Source organism: Flavobacterium chungangensis (assembly GCF_042654045.1).
GTDB classification, from domain to species: domain Bacteria; phylum Bacteroidota; class Bacteroidia; order Flavobacteriales; family Flavobacteriaceae; genus Flavobacterium; species Flavobacterium chungangensis.
In genome coordinates this window covers 104,715-123,980 of record NZ_JBHSFY010000001.1, presented here as the reverse complement: position 1 = coordinate 123,980, position 19,266 = coordinate 104,715, and the positions used below count along the sequence as shown (strand labels likewise).

General features: G+C 34.8%; 10 protein-coding genes. 4 read left to right on the top strand and 6 right to left on the bottom strand.

The genetic code is table 11. From position 1 onward, the window contains the following. Positions 1-57: 57 nt before the first annotated feature. The 6 genes from ACFO3N_RS00500 to ACFO3N_RS00475 all read right to left on the bottom strand — a co-directional run bounded on the left by ACFO3N_RS00500 (position 58) and on the right by ACFO3N_RS00475 (position 10,043). Complete coding sequence (locus ACFO3N_RS00500) at positions 58-1,920, bottom strand: glycoside hydrolase family 13 protein (RefSeq protein WP_379794780.1); 1,863 nt, start codon at positions 1,918-1,920, stop codon at positions 58-60. A 105-nt stretch (positions 1,921-2,025) separates the two neighbouring features. Beyond that, positions 2,026-4,140 (bottom strand): glycoside hydrolase family 97 protein, encoded by a 2,115-nt coding sequence (locus ACFO3N_RS00495; protein WP_379794778.1) that lies wholly within the window; start codon positions 4,138-4,140, stop codon positions 2,026-2,028. A 29-nt stretch (positions 4,141-4,169) separates the two neighbouring features. Further along, the gene (locus ACFO3N_RS00490; RefSeq protein WP_379794776.1) at positions 4,170-6,473 is read right to left on the bottom strand and encodes a glycoside hydrolase family 65 protein; all 2,304 of its coding nucleotides are present in this window, start codon (positions 6,471-6,473) and stop codon (positions 4,170-4,172) included. Between the two features lie 194 nt (positions 6,474-6,667). Next, the gene (gene pgmB, locus ACFO3N_RS00485; protein ID WP_250834327.1) at positions 6,668-7,327 is read right to left on the bottom strand and encodes a beta-phosphoglucomutase; all 660 of its coding nucleotides are present in this window, start codon (positions 7,325-7,327) and stop codon (positions 6,668-6,670) included. Next, positions 7,320-8,837, bottom strand: a complete 1,518-nt coding sequence (locus tag ACFO3N_RS00480; RefSeq protein ID WP_095928152.1) for an MFS transporter — start codon at positions 8,835-8,837, stop codon at positions 7,320-7,322. Before ACFO3N_RS00480 ends, pgmB begins: the two co-directional genes overlap by 8 nt. A gap of 174 nt (positions 8,838-9,011) precedes the next feature. Further along, positions 9,012-10,043, bottom strand: coding sequence for a LacI family DNA-binding transcriptional regulator (locus tag ACFO3N_RS00475; RefSeq protein WP_095928151.1), 1,032 nt, complete (start codon positions 10,041-10,043; stop codon positions 9,012-9,014). A 236-nt stretch (positions 10,044-10,279) separates the two neighbouring features. On the opposite strand from ACFO3N_RS00475, the gene ACFO3N_RS00470 reads away from it, so the two are divergent. From ACFO3N_RS00470 to ACFO3N_RS00455, 4 genes are all read left to right on the top strand, one after another. Continuing rightward, a complete protein-coding gene (locus ACFO3N_RS00470) occupies positions 10,280-13,261 on the top strand; it encodes a SusC/RagA family TonB-linked outer membrane protein (RefSeq protein ID WP_379794772.1) in 2,982 nt (993 codons plus the stop codon). 36 nt (positions 13,262-13,297) lie between these two features. Further along, positions 13,298-15,139 carry a RagB/SusD family nutrient uptake outer membrane protein gene (locus ACFO3N_RS00465; protein ID WP_379794770.1) on the top strand — a complete coding sequence of 614 codons (1,842 nt, stop codon included), beginning with the start codon at positions 13,298-13,300 and terminating at the stop codon, positions 15,137-15,139. Between the two features lie 19 nt (positions 15,140-15,158). Further along, positions 15,159-16,253: a SusE domain-containing protein gene (locus ACFO3N_RS00460; RefSeq protein ID WP_379794768.1), complete on the top strand. Its 1,095-nt coding sequence runs from the start codon at positions 15,159-15,161 to the stop codon at positions 16,251-16,253. Between the two features lie 82 nt (positions 16,254-16,335). After that, a complete protein-coding gene (locus tag ACFO3N_RS00455) occupies positions 16,336-19,206 on the top strand; it encodes an alpha-amylase family glycosyl hydrolase (RefSeq protein WP_379794767.1) in 2,871 nt (956 codons plus the stop codon). The last annotated feature ends 60 nt before the right edge of the window (positions 19,207-19,266 follow it).

Sequence of the window (19,266 nt, the reverse complement as noted above, 5' to 3'; positions counted from 1 at the left end):
TGTGGCAAAAAATATTGCGAACTTTGCGCTTGTCCTTGCGAACTTCGCGGTTAAGCTTTATTCCAATTCTAAAACCAAAGCTGATTTAGGTTCTAAAGTAATTTCAGAGGCTAAATCGAATGTTTTTCCTGTAATAACATCTTTACCAGATTTGAAGTTTTTGATGCTTTCTTTAAAACGATTTGTTTTTACAACCTGCTCTTTTGCGTTGTTATTGAAAACTACCATAACCGTTTTATTATCAGTATATCTGAAATATACATACGTGTTGTTTTCTGGAATGTAATGCGTCATTTTTCCAAAATGAACCGCTTCGTTTGTTTTTCTCCAGTTGAATAATTTCGCACTGAAATCAAAGTAAGCTGCTTGTTCTGGAGTTCTTCCTTCTTTGGTGAAAGCATTGTTTTTGTCCCCAGCCCATCCGCCAGGGAAATCTCGACGAATATCGGCATCTCCGCCTTTGCCCTTATCACCACCCATTCCGATTTCTGAACCGTAATAGATTTGCGGAATTCCACGAACTGTTGCCAATAAAGTCATTGCCAGTTTGTATTTTGGTAAATCATATTTGAATTTTTCATTCATACGATCCGTGTCATGATTTTCGGCAAAAACCAAAATGTTATTGGTATTTGGATATAGAAAATCCATAGCAAAATTGTTGTAGAATTTAATCAATCCGCTATCCCAGTTTGGCTCATCTTCACTAAAGGCAGATGTAATCTGACTTTGAAGCGTAAAATCCATTACACTTGGAAGATTCGAATTGTAGTTTTCAATAGCACCAATTTTACTGTCTTTCTGCCAAAAAGCTAAATTTGCCTGATTGTGCATCCAGATTTCACCCACAATATTAAAATTAGGATATTCGTTTGTGATTGATTTTGCCCATTCGGCCATTGCCGTTTTATCTGAATAGTTATAAGTATCTACACGGAAACCGTCAAGATTTGCAAATTCAATCCACCAGATTGCATTTTGAGTTAAATATTTTGCAACCAAAGGATTTCTAAGATTCAAGTCTGGCATTGAAGGTACAAACCAGCCGTCAACACAAACTTCCTGATCTATTTGAGAAGCGTGAATATCGGTAATTACTTCGCGTCTGTGGTGTGTTTGTGTAAAAGTTTCAAATTGATTGAACCATGTTTTGGTTGGAATATCTTTCATCATCCAATGCGTAATTCCCCAGTGATTAGTTACATAATCCATAACCAACTTCATGTTCTTTTTATGCATTTCTGCTGATAAACGAGCATAATCGTCATTTGTTCCGTAACGTGGATCGATTTTGTAAACATCCGATTGTCCGTACGTATGATACGAATGCTGTTTGTCGTTGTCTTCGCACAAAGGCGTGCTCCAGATTGTAGTTGCGCCAAGAGACGAAATATAATCTAAGTTTTTGATGATTCCTTCGATATCGCCGCCGTGACGTCCGCTTGGATCTTGACGGTTTCCTTTTTCAGTTAAAGAAACATCGCTGTCGTTTTTCGGATTTCCGTTAGCAAAACGATCTGGCATGATTAAGTACATTAAATCCGAGGAATCGTAACTCTTTCTGTCTGCCGAATTTGCTCTTCTTTCTTTTAGAGCATATTTTTGTTTAAAGGCAACTTTATTATTGTTTTTGAAAGAGAAAACCAATTCAGAAGCTTTTACGTCTTTTGTATCGATTGTCACGAAAAGATAGTTTGGATTTTCTGTTTTTTCTACATTTTTAATCACAACATTATTCGAAACCGAAGCTTCATACTGTGCAATGTTTTTTCCGTAGAACATAATCTGCAGTTCCGAATTTTTCATTCCAGCGTACCAAAATGGTGGTTCTACTTTTTGGATTTGCGCTTTCGCGGAAGCGGAAAACAACAAAACCAATAGAAGTAATTTATAGATAAGTGATGTTTTTTGGTTTTTCATAGTAAAGATGAATTTAAACCATATAAGAAATGTAAGAACATTTAAGACAAAAACTGGGGGAGATTTCTATTTAAATGGACTTACATTTCTTATATGGTTTATTAATTATTTATTTTCAATAATGCTTATCGCATAACCTCCACCAGGAGCAGAAAACTGAGATAATTTTGATTTGTTTGTTACAGCAATTTTCTTGATTGTATAAGCTTGCGGATTCGTTTTGTAATGCGCATCTTTTGCATCAGCATAAATTGTAGCTGTATATTTTTTTCCTTTTTCAAGGAAACTGAAATCGATGTTTGAAGTACGAGGAGTTTCGCCGTTTACGTTTCCAACGAACCAGTTGTTTGTTCCTTTTGCTTTACGAGCAACTGTAATGAAATCTCCTGGTTCAGCTTCAATATATTTACTTTCTGACCAGTCTACAGCTACATCTTTAATAAATTGGAATGCATCTGGAAAACGGTTGTAGTTTTCTGGAGTATCAGCAGCCATTTGTAATGGACTGTACATCGTAACGTATAGTGCCAATTGGTTTGCAATTGTACTGTTTACATGAGATTTGTTCTCAGGATTCATTTTGCTGATATCCATTTCGAAAATTCCAGGAGTATAATCCATTGGACCACCAATTAAACGTGTAAATGGTAAAACGGTAACGTGATTTGGTTTAGAACCTCCAAAAGCTTGGTATTCTGTTCCTCTTGCAGCTTCGTTTCCAATTAAGTTAGGATACGTTCTTGCAATTCCTGTAGGACGAACGGCTTCGTGGGCATTCACCATAATTTTATAATCAGCTGCTTTTTCGATTGCATATTGATAGTGATTTACAATCCATTGGCTGTAGTGGTTTTCGCCTCTTGGCAAAATATCACCTACGTAACCGCTTTTTACAGCATCGTATCCGTTATCATTCATGAATTTGTAAGCTGAATCCATGTGGCGCTCGTAGTTACGAACAGATCCAGAAGTTTCGTGGTGCATGATGATTTTTACACCTTTAGATTTTGCATATTCATGCAGACCTTTTACATCGAAATCTGGGTAAGGTGTTAAGAAATCAAAAACATAATCTTTAGAGTGTCCAAACCAGTCTTCCCAGCCTTCGTTCCACCCTTCAACCAAAACAGCGTCGAAACCGTGTTGTGCAGCAAAATCAATGTATTTTTTCACATTAGCATTGTTTGCTCCGTGTGTTCCGTTTGGTTTTGCTTTCGCGAAATCAGTAACTCCCAATTGTACTGTTGGGTAATCATTAGTGTATGACCAAGAGCTTTTTCCTGTAATCATTTCCCACCAAACCCCAATGTATTTTACTGGCTTGATCCAAGAAGTATTATCAATTTTTGATGGATCGTTTAAGTTATAAGTCATTTTTGAAGCTAAGATTTCTCTAGCATCATCACTCACAATAATCGTTCTCCAAGGTGAATGATTTGGTGCCTGCATGTGACCTTTATCTCCTTTTGCATCTGGCGTTAACCAAGAAGTAAAAGTCATGTTTTTATCATCTAAATTCAAGTGCATACAAGAATAATCAATCAAAGCCGCTTCGTGTAAGTTGATGTAGATTCCGTCAGCAGTTTTTAACATCAAAGAAGTCTGAACTCCTGTTGGAGAAAAAGATTTTTGTGAAACGTTTGCTGTATATGCTTTTTCAGATAAACCTCTAATTTCAGATAGTTTCGATTTTGTGTAATCGTATTCCTGAGTATCATAATCTCCTGGAATCCAGAAAGCAGTATGATCTCCAGTCATAGCAAATTGAGATCTTTCTTCTTTAATTACAAAATAAGTAAGATTCTTTTGTGCTGGGAATTCATATCTAAATCCAAGTCCATCTTCGAATAAACGGAAACGAATTATGATTTGTCTGTCTGTTCCTTTTTGATTTAAAGTAACCGCTAACTCATTATAATGATTTCTGATGTGATCAACTTCTCCCCAAACCGGTTTCCAAGTTTCATCAAAAGTTGAAGTTTTCGTATCAGTAATTGTAAAGTCGTTTAATAAAGATTTTTTATCATCTTTAAGTTCAAGACCCAATTTACTGGTTTTTACAACTTCTTTGTTTTTGTATTTTAAATTGTACGTTGGAGTTCCGTCGTTTTGAAGAGAAAATTCCATTACGAACTTGCCTTCGGGTGATTTTAACTGCTGCGCTTTTGCAACCGTGCTAAACGCAAACAAAATTAAACTTGCGAAAAATAAGTTTTTCATGTTTTTTAGATTTTTAGGTGTATTGTAATTTAATTTATTTGTACAAATTTACTTGCAATTTCAGGTTTTCCGTTAACGATAATTGTTAAATCTTGATCGCTATCTACAGTAAAAGTTGTTTCGTTATGATTTACAGCTACTTTTAAAATTTGGTTTCTGAAATTAATTTTAAAAGAATACCCTTTCCATTCTTTTGGAATTTTTGGTGAGAAATGAAGCTGGTCATTTTTAACACGCATTCCTCCAAAGCCTTCCACGATACTCATCCATGTACCGGCCATTGACGTGATATGACAACCTTCTTCCACTTCTTTATTATAATCATCCAAATCCAGACGAGAAGTTCTTAAATAAAATGTATATGCCATATCCATTTTATCTAAAGCTGCTGCTTGAATCGAGTGCACGCAAGGCGAAAGCGAACTTTCGTGAACGGTAAACGACTCATAAAATTCGAAATTGCGTTTTAGTTCTTCTTTAGAAAAATGATCTTCGAAGAAATAAAAACCTTGTAAAACATCGGCCTGTTTGATATAAGGCGAACGCAACACACGATCCCAAGACCATTTTTGGTTAATTGGACGTTGTGAACGATCTAAATCTTTTACTGGAACTAAATCTTTGTCTAAGAAACCATCTTGCTGTAAGTAGATTCCAAGTTCTTCAGAAATAGGGAAGTACATATCGTCTGCTACTTTTTTCCATTCTTTGATTTCTTCAGATGAAAGATTAACTTTCTCCATCACTCTTTTGTGATCTGCTGTATATTCTGAAGCTACTTTTTCAATTTGTTCAGCAGCAAAATCAATACACCATTTTGCGATATAATTGGTGTAGAAATTATTGTTGATGTTGTTCTCGTATTCATTTGGACCTGTAACTCCTAAAATCACATATTGATTTTTATCTTTTGAGAAAGAAGCTCTTTGGTGCCAGAAACGCGCAATACCAATTAAAACTTCTAAACCTTTTTCTGGAATATAAGAGTAATCTCCCGTGTAACGGTAATAGTTGTAAATCGCAAAAGCAATCGCACCATTTCGGTGGATTTCTTCGTGTGTGATTTCCCATTCGTTGTGGCATTCTTCACCATTCATGGTAACCATTGGGTACAATGCAGCACCGTTTTTGAAACCTAAATTATCCTTAGCATTTTCAATCGCTTTGTCTAATTGATTGTAACGATACGTCAATAAGTTTCTTGCAACTTGCTGATCTTTTGTAGCCATGTAAAACGGAATACAGTACGCCTCAGTGTCCCAATAAGTAGATCCGCCGTATTTTTCTCCTGTGAAACCTTTTGGGCCAATATTTAAACGAGAATCTTTTCCTGAATACGTTTGGTTTAATTGGAAGATGTTGAAACGAATTCCTTGTTGTGCTTTTACATCGCCTTCAATGGTAATATCTGACATTTCCCAAACTTTTGCCCAAGCCTCAATTTGATTTTGAAGTAAAGTATCATATCCTAAGGCAACCGCAGATTTGATTACTTTTTCGGCTCCAGCCAAAGTGTTTTCGTGGTTTAAAGAAACCGTATAACCTCCAATTTTTTGGATTGTTGAGGTTTGTCCTTTTGCGATAATAGTACCATAAGTGTACTGAACTTTATCTACAGTTGAATCGATTGTTGATGGCGAAACATTGATGTTTTCTCCATTTGCTAAAATCGTATTGTGCATAAAAGTCGTTACTTTAAAATGCGTTTTGAAAGTTTGAGCCGTTACAAAAGCTTCATTTGTACCTTTTTTAACTTCCAAAGGTTCCCAGAATTTTTCTTCCCAGTTGGCGTCTTCATTGGTTACACCAGCGTCGATATACGGTTTGTAAACGATTTTTGCATCTTTATTTAAAGGTGTAATATCGTATTTGATCACTCCAGCTTCGTCTAAATCTAAGGAAAGAAAACGACGAATATTTACCGCAATCTCAGTTCCGTTTTTAAGAACAGCTTCAAAAGAACGATTGTACCATCCTTCTTTCATATTCAATTCTCTACGGAAATTTTTAACTTCGGTACAATTGTGTAAATCAAGGTTTTCCTCGTTGATTTCAATATCAATTCCAATCCAGTTTGGCGCATTTAGTACTTTGGCGAAATATTTCGGATAACCGTTTTTCCACCAGCCCACTTTTGTTTTATCTGGATAATAAATCCCTGCGATATAACTTCCCTGGAATGTTTCTCCAGAATATGCTTCTTCAAAATTCGCACGCTGCCCCATAGCACCGTTTCCGATACTAAAAAGACTTTCGGACGATTTTACTCTTTCGACATCAAATCCTTCTTCTATTATGGACCAATTGTCTGGTTTTATATAATCTTGATTCATTTTTAAATTAGATAATGTGGCAATTTGAGGAATTAGAAAATGTGTCAATTGGATAATTAGATAATTATTTTTTTGACGCTTTTTTTACCTTTTGAACTGCTTGGTTGTTCTACGTTTTTTTTAAGTGAAATAATTTGTCGGTTTGATCATTAAATAATTCTCATTTTTAGAAATTATCTAATTATCAAATTTTCTTATTGACTAATTAAATCGTTAATAAAGCTTGTTTCGATTTGGGTAAAATCTTTAAAAATATGATCAGCTTCATGTAAAATTGTTTCCTCACCAATTCCAACACTTACCATTTCTGCGATGTTTGCTGCCTGAATTCCGGCAACAGAATCTTCAAATACGATTGAATTTTTTGGATCAATATGTAATAATTGAGCCGCTTTTAAGAAAACTTCCGGGTCTGGTTTTGCATTGGTAACGTCATTTCCGTCAACAATAACATCGAAGTAAGATAGAACTCCAGTTTTTTCTAAAATTGGTCTTGCATTTTTGCTGGCAGAACCCAATGCAATACCTTGATTTTTCTCTTTTAATAGTTTTAGAATTTTTAAAACTCCTGGAAGAACCTCACTTTCATCCATGTCAACTAAATAAGATAAATAATCTTCGTTTTTTTGAATTAACCACTTGTCTTTGTCCTCTTGCGAAGCCTGAACATTACCTAATCCAAGTATAATATCCAACGAACGAACTCGGCTTACACCTTTTAAAAGTTCGTTGTCTTCATGCGTAAAATTTATATTTAACGACTGAGCAATTTTTTGCCAAGCCAAAAAGTGGTATTTAGCGGTATCAACGATCACGCCGTCAAGATCGAAGATGAATGCTTTTTTATTATTCATGGATTTCAATTTTAGTTTTACTATTTACTCTAAGAGTCAATAATCCTGCGAAAATCATTGATATACCTCCTATTATTAGAGCGTAAATAGGTTCATTATGGAAGAATTGTTTGATTACGAATCCTAATATCGTAGCGGCTACGATTTGCGGAATTACTACGAAAAAGTTAAAAACTCCCATATAATAACCCATTTTTGCAGCTGGCAAAGCACCAGACAACATAGCGTAAGGCATTGATAAAATACTTGCCCATGCAATACCAACTCCCAGCATTGGAAGGATAAGCATTTGTTTGTCACCAATAAAATAAATTGAAATTAAACCAACACCTCCAGCGCATAAGGCCAATAAGTGTGTTGCTCTAACGCCTACTTTTTTTGCAATAATTGGCAGTAAAAAGGCAACTGCAGCGGCAATTCCGTTGTAAACTGTAAACAATACCGAAACCCAGTCGGCGGCATCATTGTAGGTTTTCGAAGTTGTGTCTGTAGTTCCAAAAATATGCTGCGTGACTGCTTGAGTGGTATAAATCCACATGGAGAAAAGCGCAAACCAAGAGAAAAATTGAACCCAAGCTAATTTTTGCATTGTTTTTGGCATATTCAATAAATCGGTCATGATTATGGTAAAACCATTCTGAACTTTTTTTGTTCGTAGTTGCGATGCAATTACAAATAAAACGCCCATGAAAATTAGACCAATAAATAGAATGTAAAGTTCTTTTGCCAGGCTGTTTTCGAAAATTAAAAATGAAATTAATGCTCCGATACCAGCAAACAATAATCCTAAAAGCAATTGTTTTTTTGTAGAAACGCCAGATTCTGTTTCAGAATTTGATATGCCTTCTGAGTCTTTTTTGCTGTTAGCTTCAAAAGCATGAAGTTCTTCAGGAGTATATTCGGTTGATTTAAAAACGGTCCATAAAACGGAAAGCAGAAAAACGATTCCACCAATATAAAATGACCATTTTACGGCATCCGGAATAATTCCTTTTGGCGCAACATTGCTGACATCAAAAACATTTGTGAAAAGATAGGGCAGAACAGAACCAACAACGGCACCGGTACCAATAAAGAAACTCTGCATAACAAAGCCCAAGGCACGCTGATGGTCGGGTAAATTATCGCCTACGAAAGCACGGAAAGGTTCCATTGAAACGTTGATCGAAGCATCCATTATCCATAAAGTTCCTGCAGCAATCCATAAAGTTGGAGAGTTGGGCATTACGAACAAAGCCATCGATGACAAAATAGCGCCAATTAAAAAATAGGGGCGTCGTCTCCCTAAACGAGTCCAAGTTCTATCACTGAAATAACCAATAACGGGCTGAATAATTAAACCTGAAACAGGCGCAGCAATCCACAAAATTGGGATTTCATCTATTTTAGCACCAAGGGTTTCAAAAATTCTTGAAGTATTTGCGTTTTGCAGTGCAAAACCAAATTGTATTCCTAAGAAACCGAAACTCATGTTCCAAATTTCCCAGAAACTTAATTTACGCTTTTCCATTATCGTAATTTGAAAAATTATACGATAAGCGCCTTGCTTATCAAAACTTTGTTCTTTTCGAAGTAAAACTAAAAGCCTTGACGGGCGTAAAATTATAAATTATTTTTTTATTTATGCTAATAAAAAAGCCATAAATATTTTTTATGGCTTTAGAAAGTGTTGATTTTAAGTTTTTTAGTCAGTAGATTCTCTTTTTATTAAATGAGTTTCTATAACTTCTGTGGTGTAATTTTCGGTATGTTCTTCGTCGTCATCTTCTTCTGCTTCAAGTCTTTCAATAAGCATTTTTGCTGCTTTGTTGCCCATTTTTTCTCCGCTTTGACTAACGGTTGTAATTGTTGGAGTCGAGTATTTTGAAATGATTCCGTCAGTAAATGCAATTACAGCTAAATCTTCAGGAACTTTTAGCCCCATTTTATTTGCTGTTTTGATAATTGTTACAGCAAAAAGCTCATTTACGGCAAAAACGGCATCGAAAGCTCTTTCATGTAAAAGCTGACTAATGGTTATTTCGCAAGTTTCTACATCTTCAATTTTTATGATTAAATCTTCATTAAAAGGCAATCCATTGTCTAATAATGCTTTTTCGTAACCGTCGGTTCTCAGTTTTCCAACACTTACATAATCGACTGTAGTTACGAGAGCGATCTTCTTGCGGCCATTGTCAATTAAACTTTGAACTGCTTCATAGGCTGCAGATTTATCATCAATAATTACTTTATCGCATAATATATCGTTTGTAACGCGATCAAACATTACTACAGGCATTCCTTGGTTGATCACTTCGGTAATATGATGAAAGTCGCCTTTAAATTGTGTTTCTTTAGAAAGAGACATGATAAAACCATCAATACTTCCGTTGGCTAACATCTCCATATTTAGTACTTCCTTGTCAAAAGAATCGTCTGATACACAGATTACTACACTGTATCCGTATTCGTTTGCAACCTGTTCTACTCCGTTGATCACAGTAGAGAAAAAGTAGTGTACAATTTCGGGAATAATAATCCCAATACTCTTGGTTTTTCGGTTCTTTAAACTAAGGGCAATATTGTTTGGTTTGTAGTTGTAAAACTTCGCAAAAGCCTGCACTTTTAGTCGTGTTTCTTCGCCAATTTCTAGACTGTTTCTAAGTGATTTTGAGACAGTTGAGATAGACACGTCAAGCTCCTTTGCAATCTGTTTGAGGGTTATTTTACGTTTCATGGAGTTAATTGAAAAAAATCTAATTAATAATAAAGGTGTGCAATATTTTTGGTATTTGCAATTTTAACGCTAAAAGATTACAAAAAATAGAAAGTTTTCAACACTACCACGTTTTCGTAAAGCAATAAAAATTGTCTCTGGTTGAGCATGTTAATAAATTCATAATTTTGGAATTCGAAGTAAAATTAAAAACTTAACTAACAGTCAAAAACTCAAAACTAATTTAAACAAAAAGTATGAAAACAATTTACAAAAAGTTGTTATTTTTATTCCTTCTGCTTCCGTTTACAGTACTAGCTCAGAGTACTTTAAGTGGAGTAGTAACTGATCATGCCACAGGTCAGCCAATACCAGGGGTAAATGTAAATGTACAAGGTTCCGCAACTGGTACCTCTACAGATTTTGATGGTAAATTCCAATTGCCAAATTTAAAAAATGGAGACAAGATTTTAGTTTCATTTATTGGATACAAAACAACGACTATTGTCTTTAATGGTCAGAAAAACTTGCCAGTATCTTTAGAAGAAGATACCAATCAATTACAAGAAGTTGTAGTGCAAGTGGGTTACGGAACTGTTAAGAAAAAAGACGCAACAGGATCTGTTTCTCAAATTTCTGCCAAAGAATTTAATAAAGGTATCAACGTTACTCCAGAATCTTTGATTGGTGGACGTATTGCTGGTGTAAATGTTGTTGGAGGAGGTGCTCCAGGAGCAAAAGCAGATATTAGAATTCGTGGAGGATCTTCATTAAGTGCTTCAAACGATCCATTGATTATTTTAGATGGACTTCCTTTAAGCAACGCTGTTCCAAGTGGTGCTACAAGTATATTGTCTACAATTGACCCAAATGATATTGAGTCATTTACAGTTCTTAAAGATGCTTCTGCAGCAGCTATTTATGGTTCACGTGCAGCAAATGGTGTAATCGTAATTACAACTAAAAAAGGAACTAAAGGTGGTGTAAAAGTGAACTTCAGCTCTCAAGTTGGTATCAATACAGTGGCTAATACAGTTGATGTTTTAAATGCAGATCAGTTCAGAAATTTTGTAAACACAAAAGGATCTGATGCTCAAAAAGCATTAATGGGTACTGCAAATACAAACTGGCAAGATGAAATTTTCCATACTGCTTTAACAACAAATAATAATATCTCTGTAAGCGGTGCTTTATTCAATAAATTACCAGTGCGTTTATCTGTTGGTAATGTTGATAATCCAGGAATCTTAAGAAACACTTCTTTTGAAAGAACAACGACATCGATATCGTTAAATCCAGTATTGTTTGATAATCACTTAAAAATTGATATTAGCGGAAACTTATCTTTCAGCAAAAATCAATTTCAAGATGAAGATGCAGTTATTGGTTCTGCAATTAGCTTCGATCCAACACAATCTCCTTACCAAGCGGGTTCTCGTTACGGAGGATATTTTGAATGGTTAGAACCAAACGGAAACTTAGCTTTATTACCTGCTAAAAATCCACTTGCAAGATTAAATCAAGAAGATAAAAGATCTAAATCTACAAGAAAATGGGGTAACATCAGTCTTGACTATAAATTCCACTTCTTTGAAGATTTAAGATTTGTTGCTGAAGCTGGTATCGATAGATTCGACAGTAGCGGATACAACAGACAAAGTACAGAAAGTGCTTTAGGATATCAGCCAAATCCATTCAGTTCAGGAAACTGGGTGAATTTAGGAAACTATGATACGTATACTGATGATCTTCAAAACAAAAACTTAAATGCTTATTTTGTTTACAGCAAAAATTTAGGAAAACTTAAATTGGATGCTACTGCTGGTTACAACTATCAGTTGTTCCAAAAAGAAAAATACCAATCTGGAGCTCTAACTCAGCCAGCAGAAAGTAGAAATGAAGATGTTATTACTGATCCAGATATCAATTTACAATCTTATTTTGGACGTGTGAACTTAGGATGGGACAGTAAATATTTATTGACTTTAAACTACAGAAGAGACGGAACTTCTCGTTTCTCTGAAGAAAATAGATGGGGTAATTTTATGGGAGGTGCTTTTGCATGGAATATTGCTGAAGAGTCTTTCTTAAAAGATAACGAAACACTTTCTAGTTTGAAATTAAGAGTTGGTTACGGTACTACAGGTCAGCAAGATATTTCTGCTCAGTATGACTATTTAAGAAGAGTTACACTTGGTACTGTTAATACCCAATATATATTTAATGGTGTTGTTTACAGAACAGCTAGACCAGAAGGATATAACCAGAATATCAAATGGGAAGAATTGGCTGAGATGAATATCGGAGTTGATTTTGGATTCTTAAAAGATAGAATTACGGGATCTATTAACTATTTTGATAAAAAATCATCTGACTTATTAGCTGATGTATTAGTGCCAGATGGTGCTAACTTAAGAAACCAAGGATTTAATAATATTGGTGATTTAAGAACTAAAGGGGTTGAATTCAGCCTTCAGTCAGATATCATCAAAAAAGATAATTTAACTTGGAACGTAGCGGTTAATGCTACTTATTTAGACCAAAAAATTGAAAGTTTAGGTCAGACTGTTGAAGGTTTCCAAGGTTATGAAGTAGGAGATAATATTAAAGGAGGAAACGGAAATAAAGTTTTAATTAATACAGTTGGATCTGCTCCAAATTCATTCTTCGTATACGAGCAATTGTATGATGCAAACAAAAAACCTATCGCTGGAGCTTATGTTGACAGAAATGGAGATGGTAAAATTGATGGTAATGACCGTTACAAATATAAAAAACCAACAGCAGATTATACTTTCGGTTTATTCTCAACTTTAAACTACAAAAAGTTTGATTTTACAATGAACTGGAGAGCAAGTTTAGGAAATTACATTTTTGATAACGTAAATTCTAACATGGGATATTCAGATGCAGGTTTAAGAAGACAAACAGACTTATCAAACGTAAGTTCAGATTATTTAAATACTGGATTTACTTATGAAGATAATGGAACTCAGCGTTATTTATCTAATTACTATGTAAAAGATGCTTCTTTCATCAAATTAGATAACGTAACAGTTGGTTATACTTTGGATAAAGCTTTATTGAAAGCGGCTTCTTTAAGATTCTCAGCAGGTGTTCAAAATGTTTTTGTACTTACAAAATATGATGGATTAGATCCGGAGAAATTCAACGGAATCGATGGTAACGTTTATCCAAGAGCAAGAACATTCTTGTTTGGAGTAAATGCAAGTTTCTAATAGTACATTGAAAAACAAAATTTTAAAACATACAAAATGAAAATATCATTTAAATATATATCTTATTTCTTCCTATTTATTTTAGGAATAAGTATGACGCTTACTTCGTGTACTGACGATTTAAACGTGACACCAAAAGATGATGATGAATTTTTATCGGAAACTTTTTTTGAAGATCCAGCATCTTACAAGCAGGTTTTAGCAAAATTATACGCTGGACTTTATGTAGGAGGAAATGATGGTGATGGACAAGCAGATATTGCTGGTCTTAGCGGGGATTTCAGCAGTTACTTGCGTTTACTTTTTGTAACGCAAGAATTACCTACAGATGAGGCTGTTATTGCTTGGGCTGATGGTGCTTTGCCAACATTAAACACACAAACATGGTCTCCTGTAAATGAATTTTTATACGGAACTTATTCTAGAGCATCTTACCATATCAGTTTGGCAAATGAATTTTTAAGACAAACTACAGATGATAAACTACAAGCAAGAGGTGTTGATGCAAGTCTAAAAGCTGAAATTGCAACTTTTAGAGCAGAAGCTCGTTTCTTAAGAGCTTATTCTTATGTAAACTTAATGGATTTGTTTGGTAATGTGCCAATTACGACAGAAGCAGATCCTGTTGGATTCTTTTATCCAGTACAAAAATCAAGAGCAGAAGTTTTTGCTTTTGTAGAGTCTGAATTAAAAGATTTAGATAATAGTTTAGCAAATGCTAGATCAAATGAATACGGTAGAGTTGATAAAGTAGCAGCTAAATTTTTATTAGCTCAAATTTATTTGAACTCTAAGGTATATACAGGAACAGAAAGAAACAATGACGTAGCAACTTTATGTTCTGAAATCATTAATTCAGGATATACATTTGCAAACGTTCCTTATGCTTACCTATTCTCTGCAGATAACAATACAAATGGTGCTCAAAACGAATTTATTTTCCCAATCATAAGTGATGGAAATGCAATTAGAGCAACTGGTGGAGGAATGAGTTTTATTATTCACGCTGCTATTGGAGGAAGTATAGATGCTGCTTCAAGAGGAATGGACGGGGGGTGGTTCGGTACTAGAACTCGTAAAGAATTCGTCGATAATTTCGGTAATCCAACTAGTTCATTTGATTTTTATCAGACAAAAAACAAAAATTTAGCAAGTAATACAGGTATTTTGGTTAACAAAGATGGTCAAGCATTTGATTCAAGTGACCGAAATGAAACGCAAACTGGTTATAATGCAAATAATACTTATGTATTTAATTTTGGAACTGGTAAAATTACTTTAAATGGTGTTGAAGTTGCTGCTCCTACAACGTTCACTAATGCTCCAGTATCTTTAGGTAAACAACAAGTTTGGGCAGATAAGCGATTATCTGCTTATACTCCTGGACAAGCATTGGATATAACAAACATTTCAACTTTTACAGATGGTTATGCAATCACAAAATATTCCAATGTAAAATCAAATGGTACAGCAGCACAGAGAACGGATATTCCAGATACAGATTTCCCTGTGTTCAGAATTTCTGATGCTTACTTAATGTATGCAGAAGCGACTGTAAGAGGTGCTTCAACAGGTAATTTAGGAACTGCTGTTGGTTATGTCAATCAAATTAGAACAAGAGCAAACGCTTCAACGATTACTGCTGGAGATTTGACACTTGATTTTATTCTAGCGGAAAGAGGAAGAGAGTTATATTGGGAATGTCACAGAAGAACAGATTTGATTCGTTTTGGAAAATTTACAGGCGGAAGTAAAATTTGGCAATGGAAAGGCGGAGCAATGGGCGGTATGGCAACAGATTCATATAGAGATTTAATGCCGATTCCTTCTAAGACAATTCAGGCGAACCCTACATTGAAACAAAATCCTGGGTACTAATATCTAATAGAACTGTAAAATGAAAAATATATATAAAATTTTAATCGCATTTATTGGTGTGCTATTGGTGTCGTGTAATGCGGACTCTGTAGACGAAAGACCAGTGCTTAATAGTGTTGCAGCTCCAGAAATTACAGCGCCAACAACAGGTCAGAATTATGTTCTTGATGTTGAAAAAGCATCAGACGAAGTAGCTAAATTTACTTGGTCGGCTGCGCAATATTCTTCAACTGTAGCAATAAAGTATACTTTGCTTATTGATAAGAAAGGCGGAGATTTTACTGCTGCAAAAACATTGCAGAGTACTACAAACAGTCTTACTGAGGTTTCTGTACTAGGTAAAGAATTAAATCAAGCAGCAATTGATTTAGGAGGAAAACCGGAAGAAGCTGCTCAGTATGATGTTAAAATTACTGCTAATGTGGCAGGTTCTTTCTCTCAAGTTGGAAAAAACTCAATTACAATTAGTGTTACTCCGTATTTAGGAAGAGTTACTTATGATTTCACAGATTGGTATCTTATTGGAGCAGCTGTAGCTGGCGGATGGGATAATAATGTTGATACTAACCATCAGCCAATGTTTAGAGATGGTAAAGAAGCCAATAAATATAAGTTTGTAGGATATTTTAAAGCAGGGAACTTTAAGCTAATTTCTGAAAAAGGAAGCTGGGCTTCTCAATTAGGTAAAGCTAGTGATACTTCAATTGAGATTAAAGATAATGCAGGCGAATTTACTATTCCGGCGGATGGGTATTATACTTTTGAATTCAATACGACATCGTTGCAATATACTTTAAAAGCTTATGCAGCAGGAGCGATAGCAGCAACATATAGCACTGTAGGTATTATTGGAGATGCAACTGCTAAAGGATGGGATGCATCAACGCCAATGGTAAAATCAACTTTTAATGCGCATGTTTGGACTTTAGGTGTAACTCCTCTAAATGATGGAGGAATGAAGTTTAGAGCAAATGACGCTTGGGATGTTTCATGGGGAGGAACTACTGCCTTTTCAGGTGGAGGAAACGGTGAAAACATACCAGTAGCAAAATCTAAATATGTAATTTACTTCAATGATTTAGACGGAAGTTATTTGATGATTCCAAATCAATAAAACTTCAGTTAATAACTGAAAAAGGGCTATCTCAGATAGCCCTTTTTTAATCAAACTTACTAATCAAATAACCACACTGATTATGAAAAAAACTTTACTATCAATATTTTTATTGATGGCACTAACTGCTTTTGCCCAACAGCAAACGGTTAGTTTTTCAATAAATCCACCCACTTTTGAAGATACCACTTCTATAACTATTTCAATTGCAGGAACAAGTTTTAATGAAGACATTTGGGGAATTACAGACAATGCCTTATATCTTTGGTCATGGTCTTATGATGTAAATGATGCAAATCAAGCAGATTCTCCTTCAAACGGATCTTGGACTGCTTCAAACGAAGCAAGCAGATTTACATACAATGCAGGAACCGATACGTATACCAAAACATTTATACCCTCTGTATATTTTGGCAGAAACGGAATAGGCAGAATAGGTTTTTTGGTTAAAGCAAAAGATGGATCTGGATCAAAACAATCTCAAGATACTGTTGTTGAAGTAGGAGCTTTTCAGGTAAATTTAACTTCGCCAATCGAAAATAGTGCTTTAATTATAGCATCTGGATCAAATTTTAATATTGTTGCAACAAATACAAATGGAGCAGCAAGTTATTCTTTAAAAGCAAATGGAGTAGTTATAAATGCTAATGCAAGTACAGCAAACTATTCTTATTCTCATACAAATGTTACAAGCAATCAGATGTATGAATTGAGTGTGACTCAAGCAGGAGTTACCATAATAAAGAAGTTTTCGGTTGTTGTAAATCCGAATACAGTTTCTGAAGCAATGCCAACAGGATTGGTTGATGGAATTAATTATTCTAGTGATGTTTCAAAAGCAACATTAGTTCTTGATGCACCATCAAAAGATTTTGTTTACGTTGCCGGAAGTTTTAATAACTGGCAGCCTACATCGGCGTATGCCATGAAAAAAGACCCTATTTCGGGAAAATTTTGGTTGGAATTGACTGGATTGGTTTCAGGTGTAAATAATACTTTTCAATATTGGGTTGTAGATGCTTCGCCGCTGGCTAATTCTCCATCTTTAGTAAAAACAGCAGATCCTTACTCAACTTTGGTTTTGTCTCCTTATGATGATCCTTGGATTCCAGCATCTTCCTATCCAAATTTACCAGTGTACCCAATAGGCCAACAATTTGAAGTTACCGTTCTTAAAACAGGACAGACTCCATACAACTGGCAGGTTACAAACTTTGTAAAACCAGAAAAAGAAAAATTGGTTGTTTACGAAGTTTTGGTGCGTGATTTTGATGCTTCTCGCAATTTTCAAAGTTTAATAGATAAGATAGATTATTTTAAAAATCTTAAAATAAATGCCATTCAGCTAATGCCTGTAATGGAGTTTGAAGGCAATGAAAGCTGGGGTTACAATACTTCTTTTCATATGGCTTTAGACAAGTTTTATGGAACTTCTGATAAGCTAAAAGAGTTTATTGATTTGTGTCATCAAAATGAGATCGCAGTAATTTTGGACGTTGCCTTAAATCATGCTTTTGGAAGGAATCCGATGGTGAGAATGTGGATGAATGATCCTGACGGAGATGGTTTTGGATCGCCAACAGCAGAAAATCCATATTTTAATACCGTGGCAAAACATACTTATAGTGTAGGAGAGGACTTTAATCATCAGTCGGATAAAACGCAATATTATGTAGAAAGAGTAATCAAACAATGGATTGAAGAGTATAAAATTGATGGATTTCGATGGGATTTAACCAAAGGATTTACTCAAGCTTGTACGGCTTCAGATAATGCCTGTACTGATGGTTATCAGCAAGACAGAGTAGATATTTTAAAAAAATATGCCGATTATTCTTGGAGTTTAGATCCAACTCATTATACCATTTTTGAGCATTTAGGAAGTGATACCGAAGAAAAACAATGGGCAGATTATAAAATTTCTGAAACGCCAAGCAAAGGAATTATGATGTGGGGAAAAATGACAAAAGAGTACAATCAATTGTCAATGGGATATGCTTCTGAAAGTAATATTTCGAGAATGACAAGTTCAAGCCGAGGTTTTGTGGCAAGTCGTTTAATGGGTTATGCAGAAAGCCATGACGAAGAACGTTTAATGTATAAAAATGTACAATACGGAGCTGTAAATGGATCTTACAATGTAAAAACATTAAATACAGCTTTGTCAAGAATGTCTGCCATTGGAGCCGTTTCTTTATTAATTCCAGGACCAAAAATGATTTGGCATTTTGGTGAACTGGGCTGGGAGAAGTCTATTTTTACCTGTAATGATGATTCTGTAAATTCAGATTTTGATGCGGTAGGCGGAGATTGTAAATTAGATACAAAGCCACAGCCTCAATGGGTAAACAATTGGCTAGGAAATTCAAATCGCAATAAGATTTATAATGATTGGGCAAAAATGATTACGCTTAAAAAGACGGAGCCAGTGTTTTTAGGTACAGCCATAATTCCAGACGCCAATACATTAACTTTAAATGTAAAAATTACGAATGTAAATCTTACTTCAGCACAGTTAAAAGATGTCTTGATTCTAGCTAATTTCGATACCTCGGCACAAAATATTTCAACTGGTTTTCCATATGCAGGAACTTGGTATAATTTGATGGATAACACGACAATAAATGTTACCGATGTAAATGCTCCAATTAATTTACCAGCTGGAGAGTATAGAATTTATGGTAATAAAACAGCAAATTTGGCAATTGAAGATTTCGAAAAAGGAAGCCAAGTTAATTTATATCCAAATCCTGTTGCCGATTATTTTACTTTAGGTTTCAAAACTTCAAAAGTAGAGATCTATTCTGTTACAGGACAATTAGTAAAAACATTTAATACAAACGGAAATACAGATTATCAATTCTCTGTAAGCAGTTTAGCCTCTGGATTATATCTAGTAAAAACGTTTGACGAATATAATAAGGTTCGCGTTGTGAAGTTTATTAAAAATTAGGTTTGGTTAGTAATGAAAAAGGGCTGTCTAGAAATGGACAGCCTTTTTTTTGTTAAGTAG

Bases quoted from the DNA above. Each gene is read 5' to 3' on its own strand.
- ACFO3N_RS00465 (WP_379794770.1), top strand. From the start codon at position 13,298: ATGAAAATATCATTTAAATATATATCTTATTTCTTCCTATTTATTTTA.
- ACFO3N_RS00490 (WP_379794776.1), bottom strand. From the start codon at position 6,473: ATGAATCAAGATTATATAAAACCAGACAATTGGTCCATAATAGAAGAA.
- ACFO3N_RS00455 (WP_379794767.1), top strand. From the start codon at position 16,336: ATGAAAAAAACTTTACTATCAATATTTTTATTGATGGCACTAACTGCT.
- ACFO3N_RS00480 (WP_095928152.1), bottom strand. From the start codon at position 8,837: ATGGAAAAGCGTAAATTAAGTTTCTGGGAAATTTGGAACATGAGTTTC.
- pgmB (WP_250834327.1), bottom strand. From the start codon at position 7,327: ATGAATAATAAAAAAGCATTCATCTTCGATCTTGACGGCGTGATCGTT.
- ACFO3N_RS00460 (WP_379794768.1), top strand. From the start codon at position 15,159: ATGAAAAATATATATAAAATTTTAATCGCATTTATTGGTGTGCTATTG.
- ACFO3N_RS00475 (WP_095928151.1), bottom strand. From the start codon at position 10,043: ATGAAACGTAAAATAACCCTCAAACAGATTGCAAAGGAGCTTGACGTG.
- ACFO3N_RS00500 (WP_379794780.1), bottom strand. From the start codon at position 1,920: ATGAAAAACCAAAAAACATCACTTATCTATAAATTACTTCTATTGGTT.
- ACFO3N_RS00470 (WP_379794772.1), top strand. From the start codon at position 10,280: ATGAAAACAATTTACAAAAAGTTGTTATTTTTATTCCTTCTGCTTCCG.
- ACFO3N_RS00495 (WP_379794778.1), bottom strand. From the start codon at position 4,140: ATGAAAAACTTATTTTTCGCAAGTTTAATTTTGTTTGCGTTTAGCACG.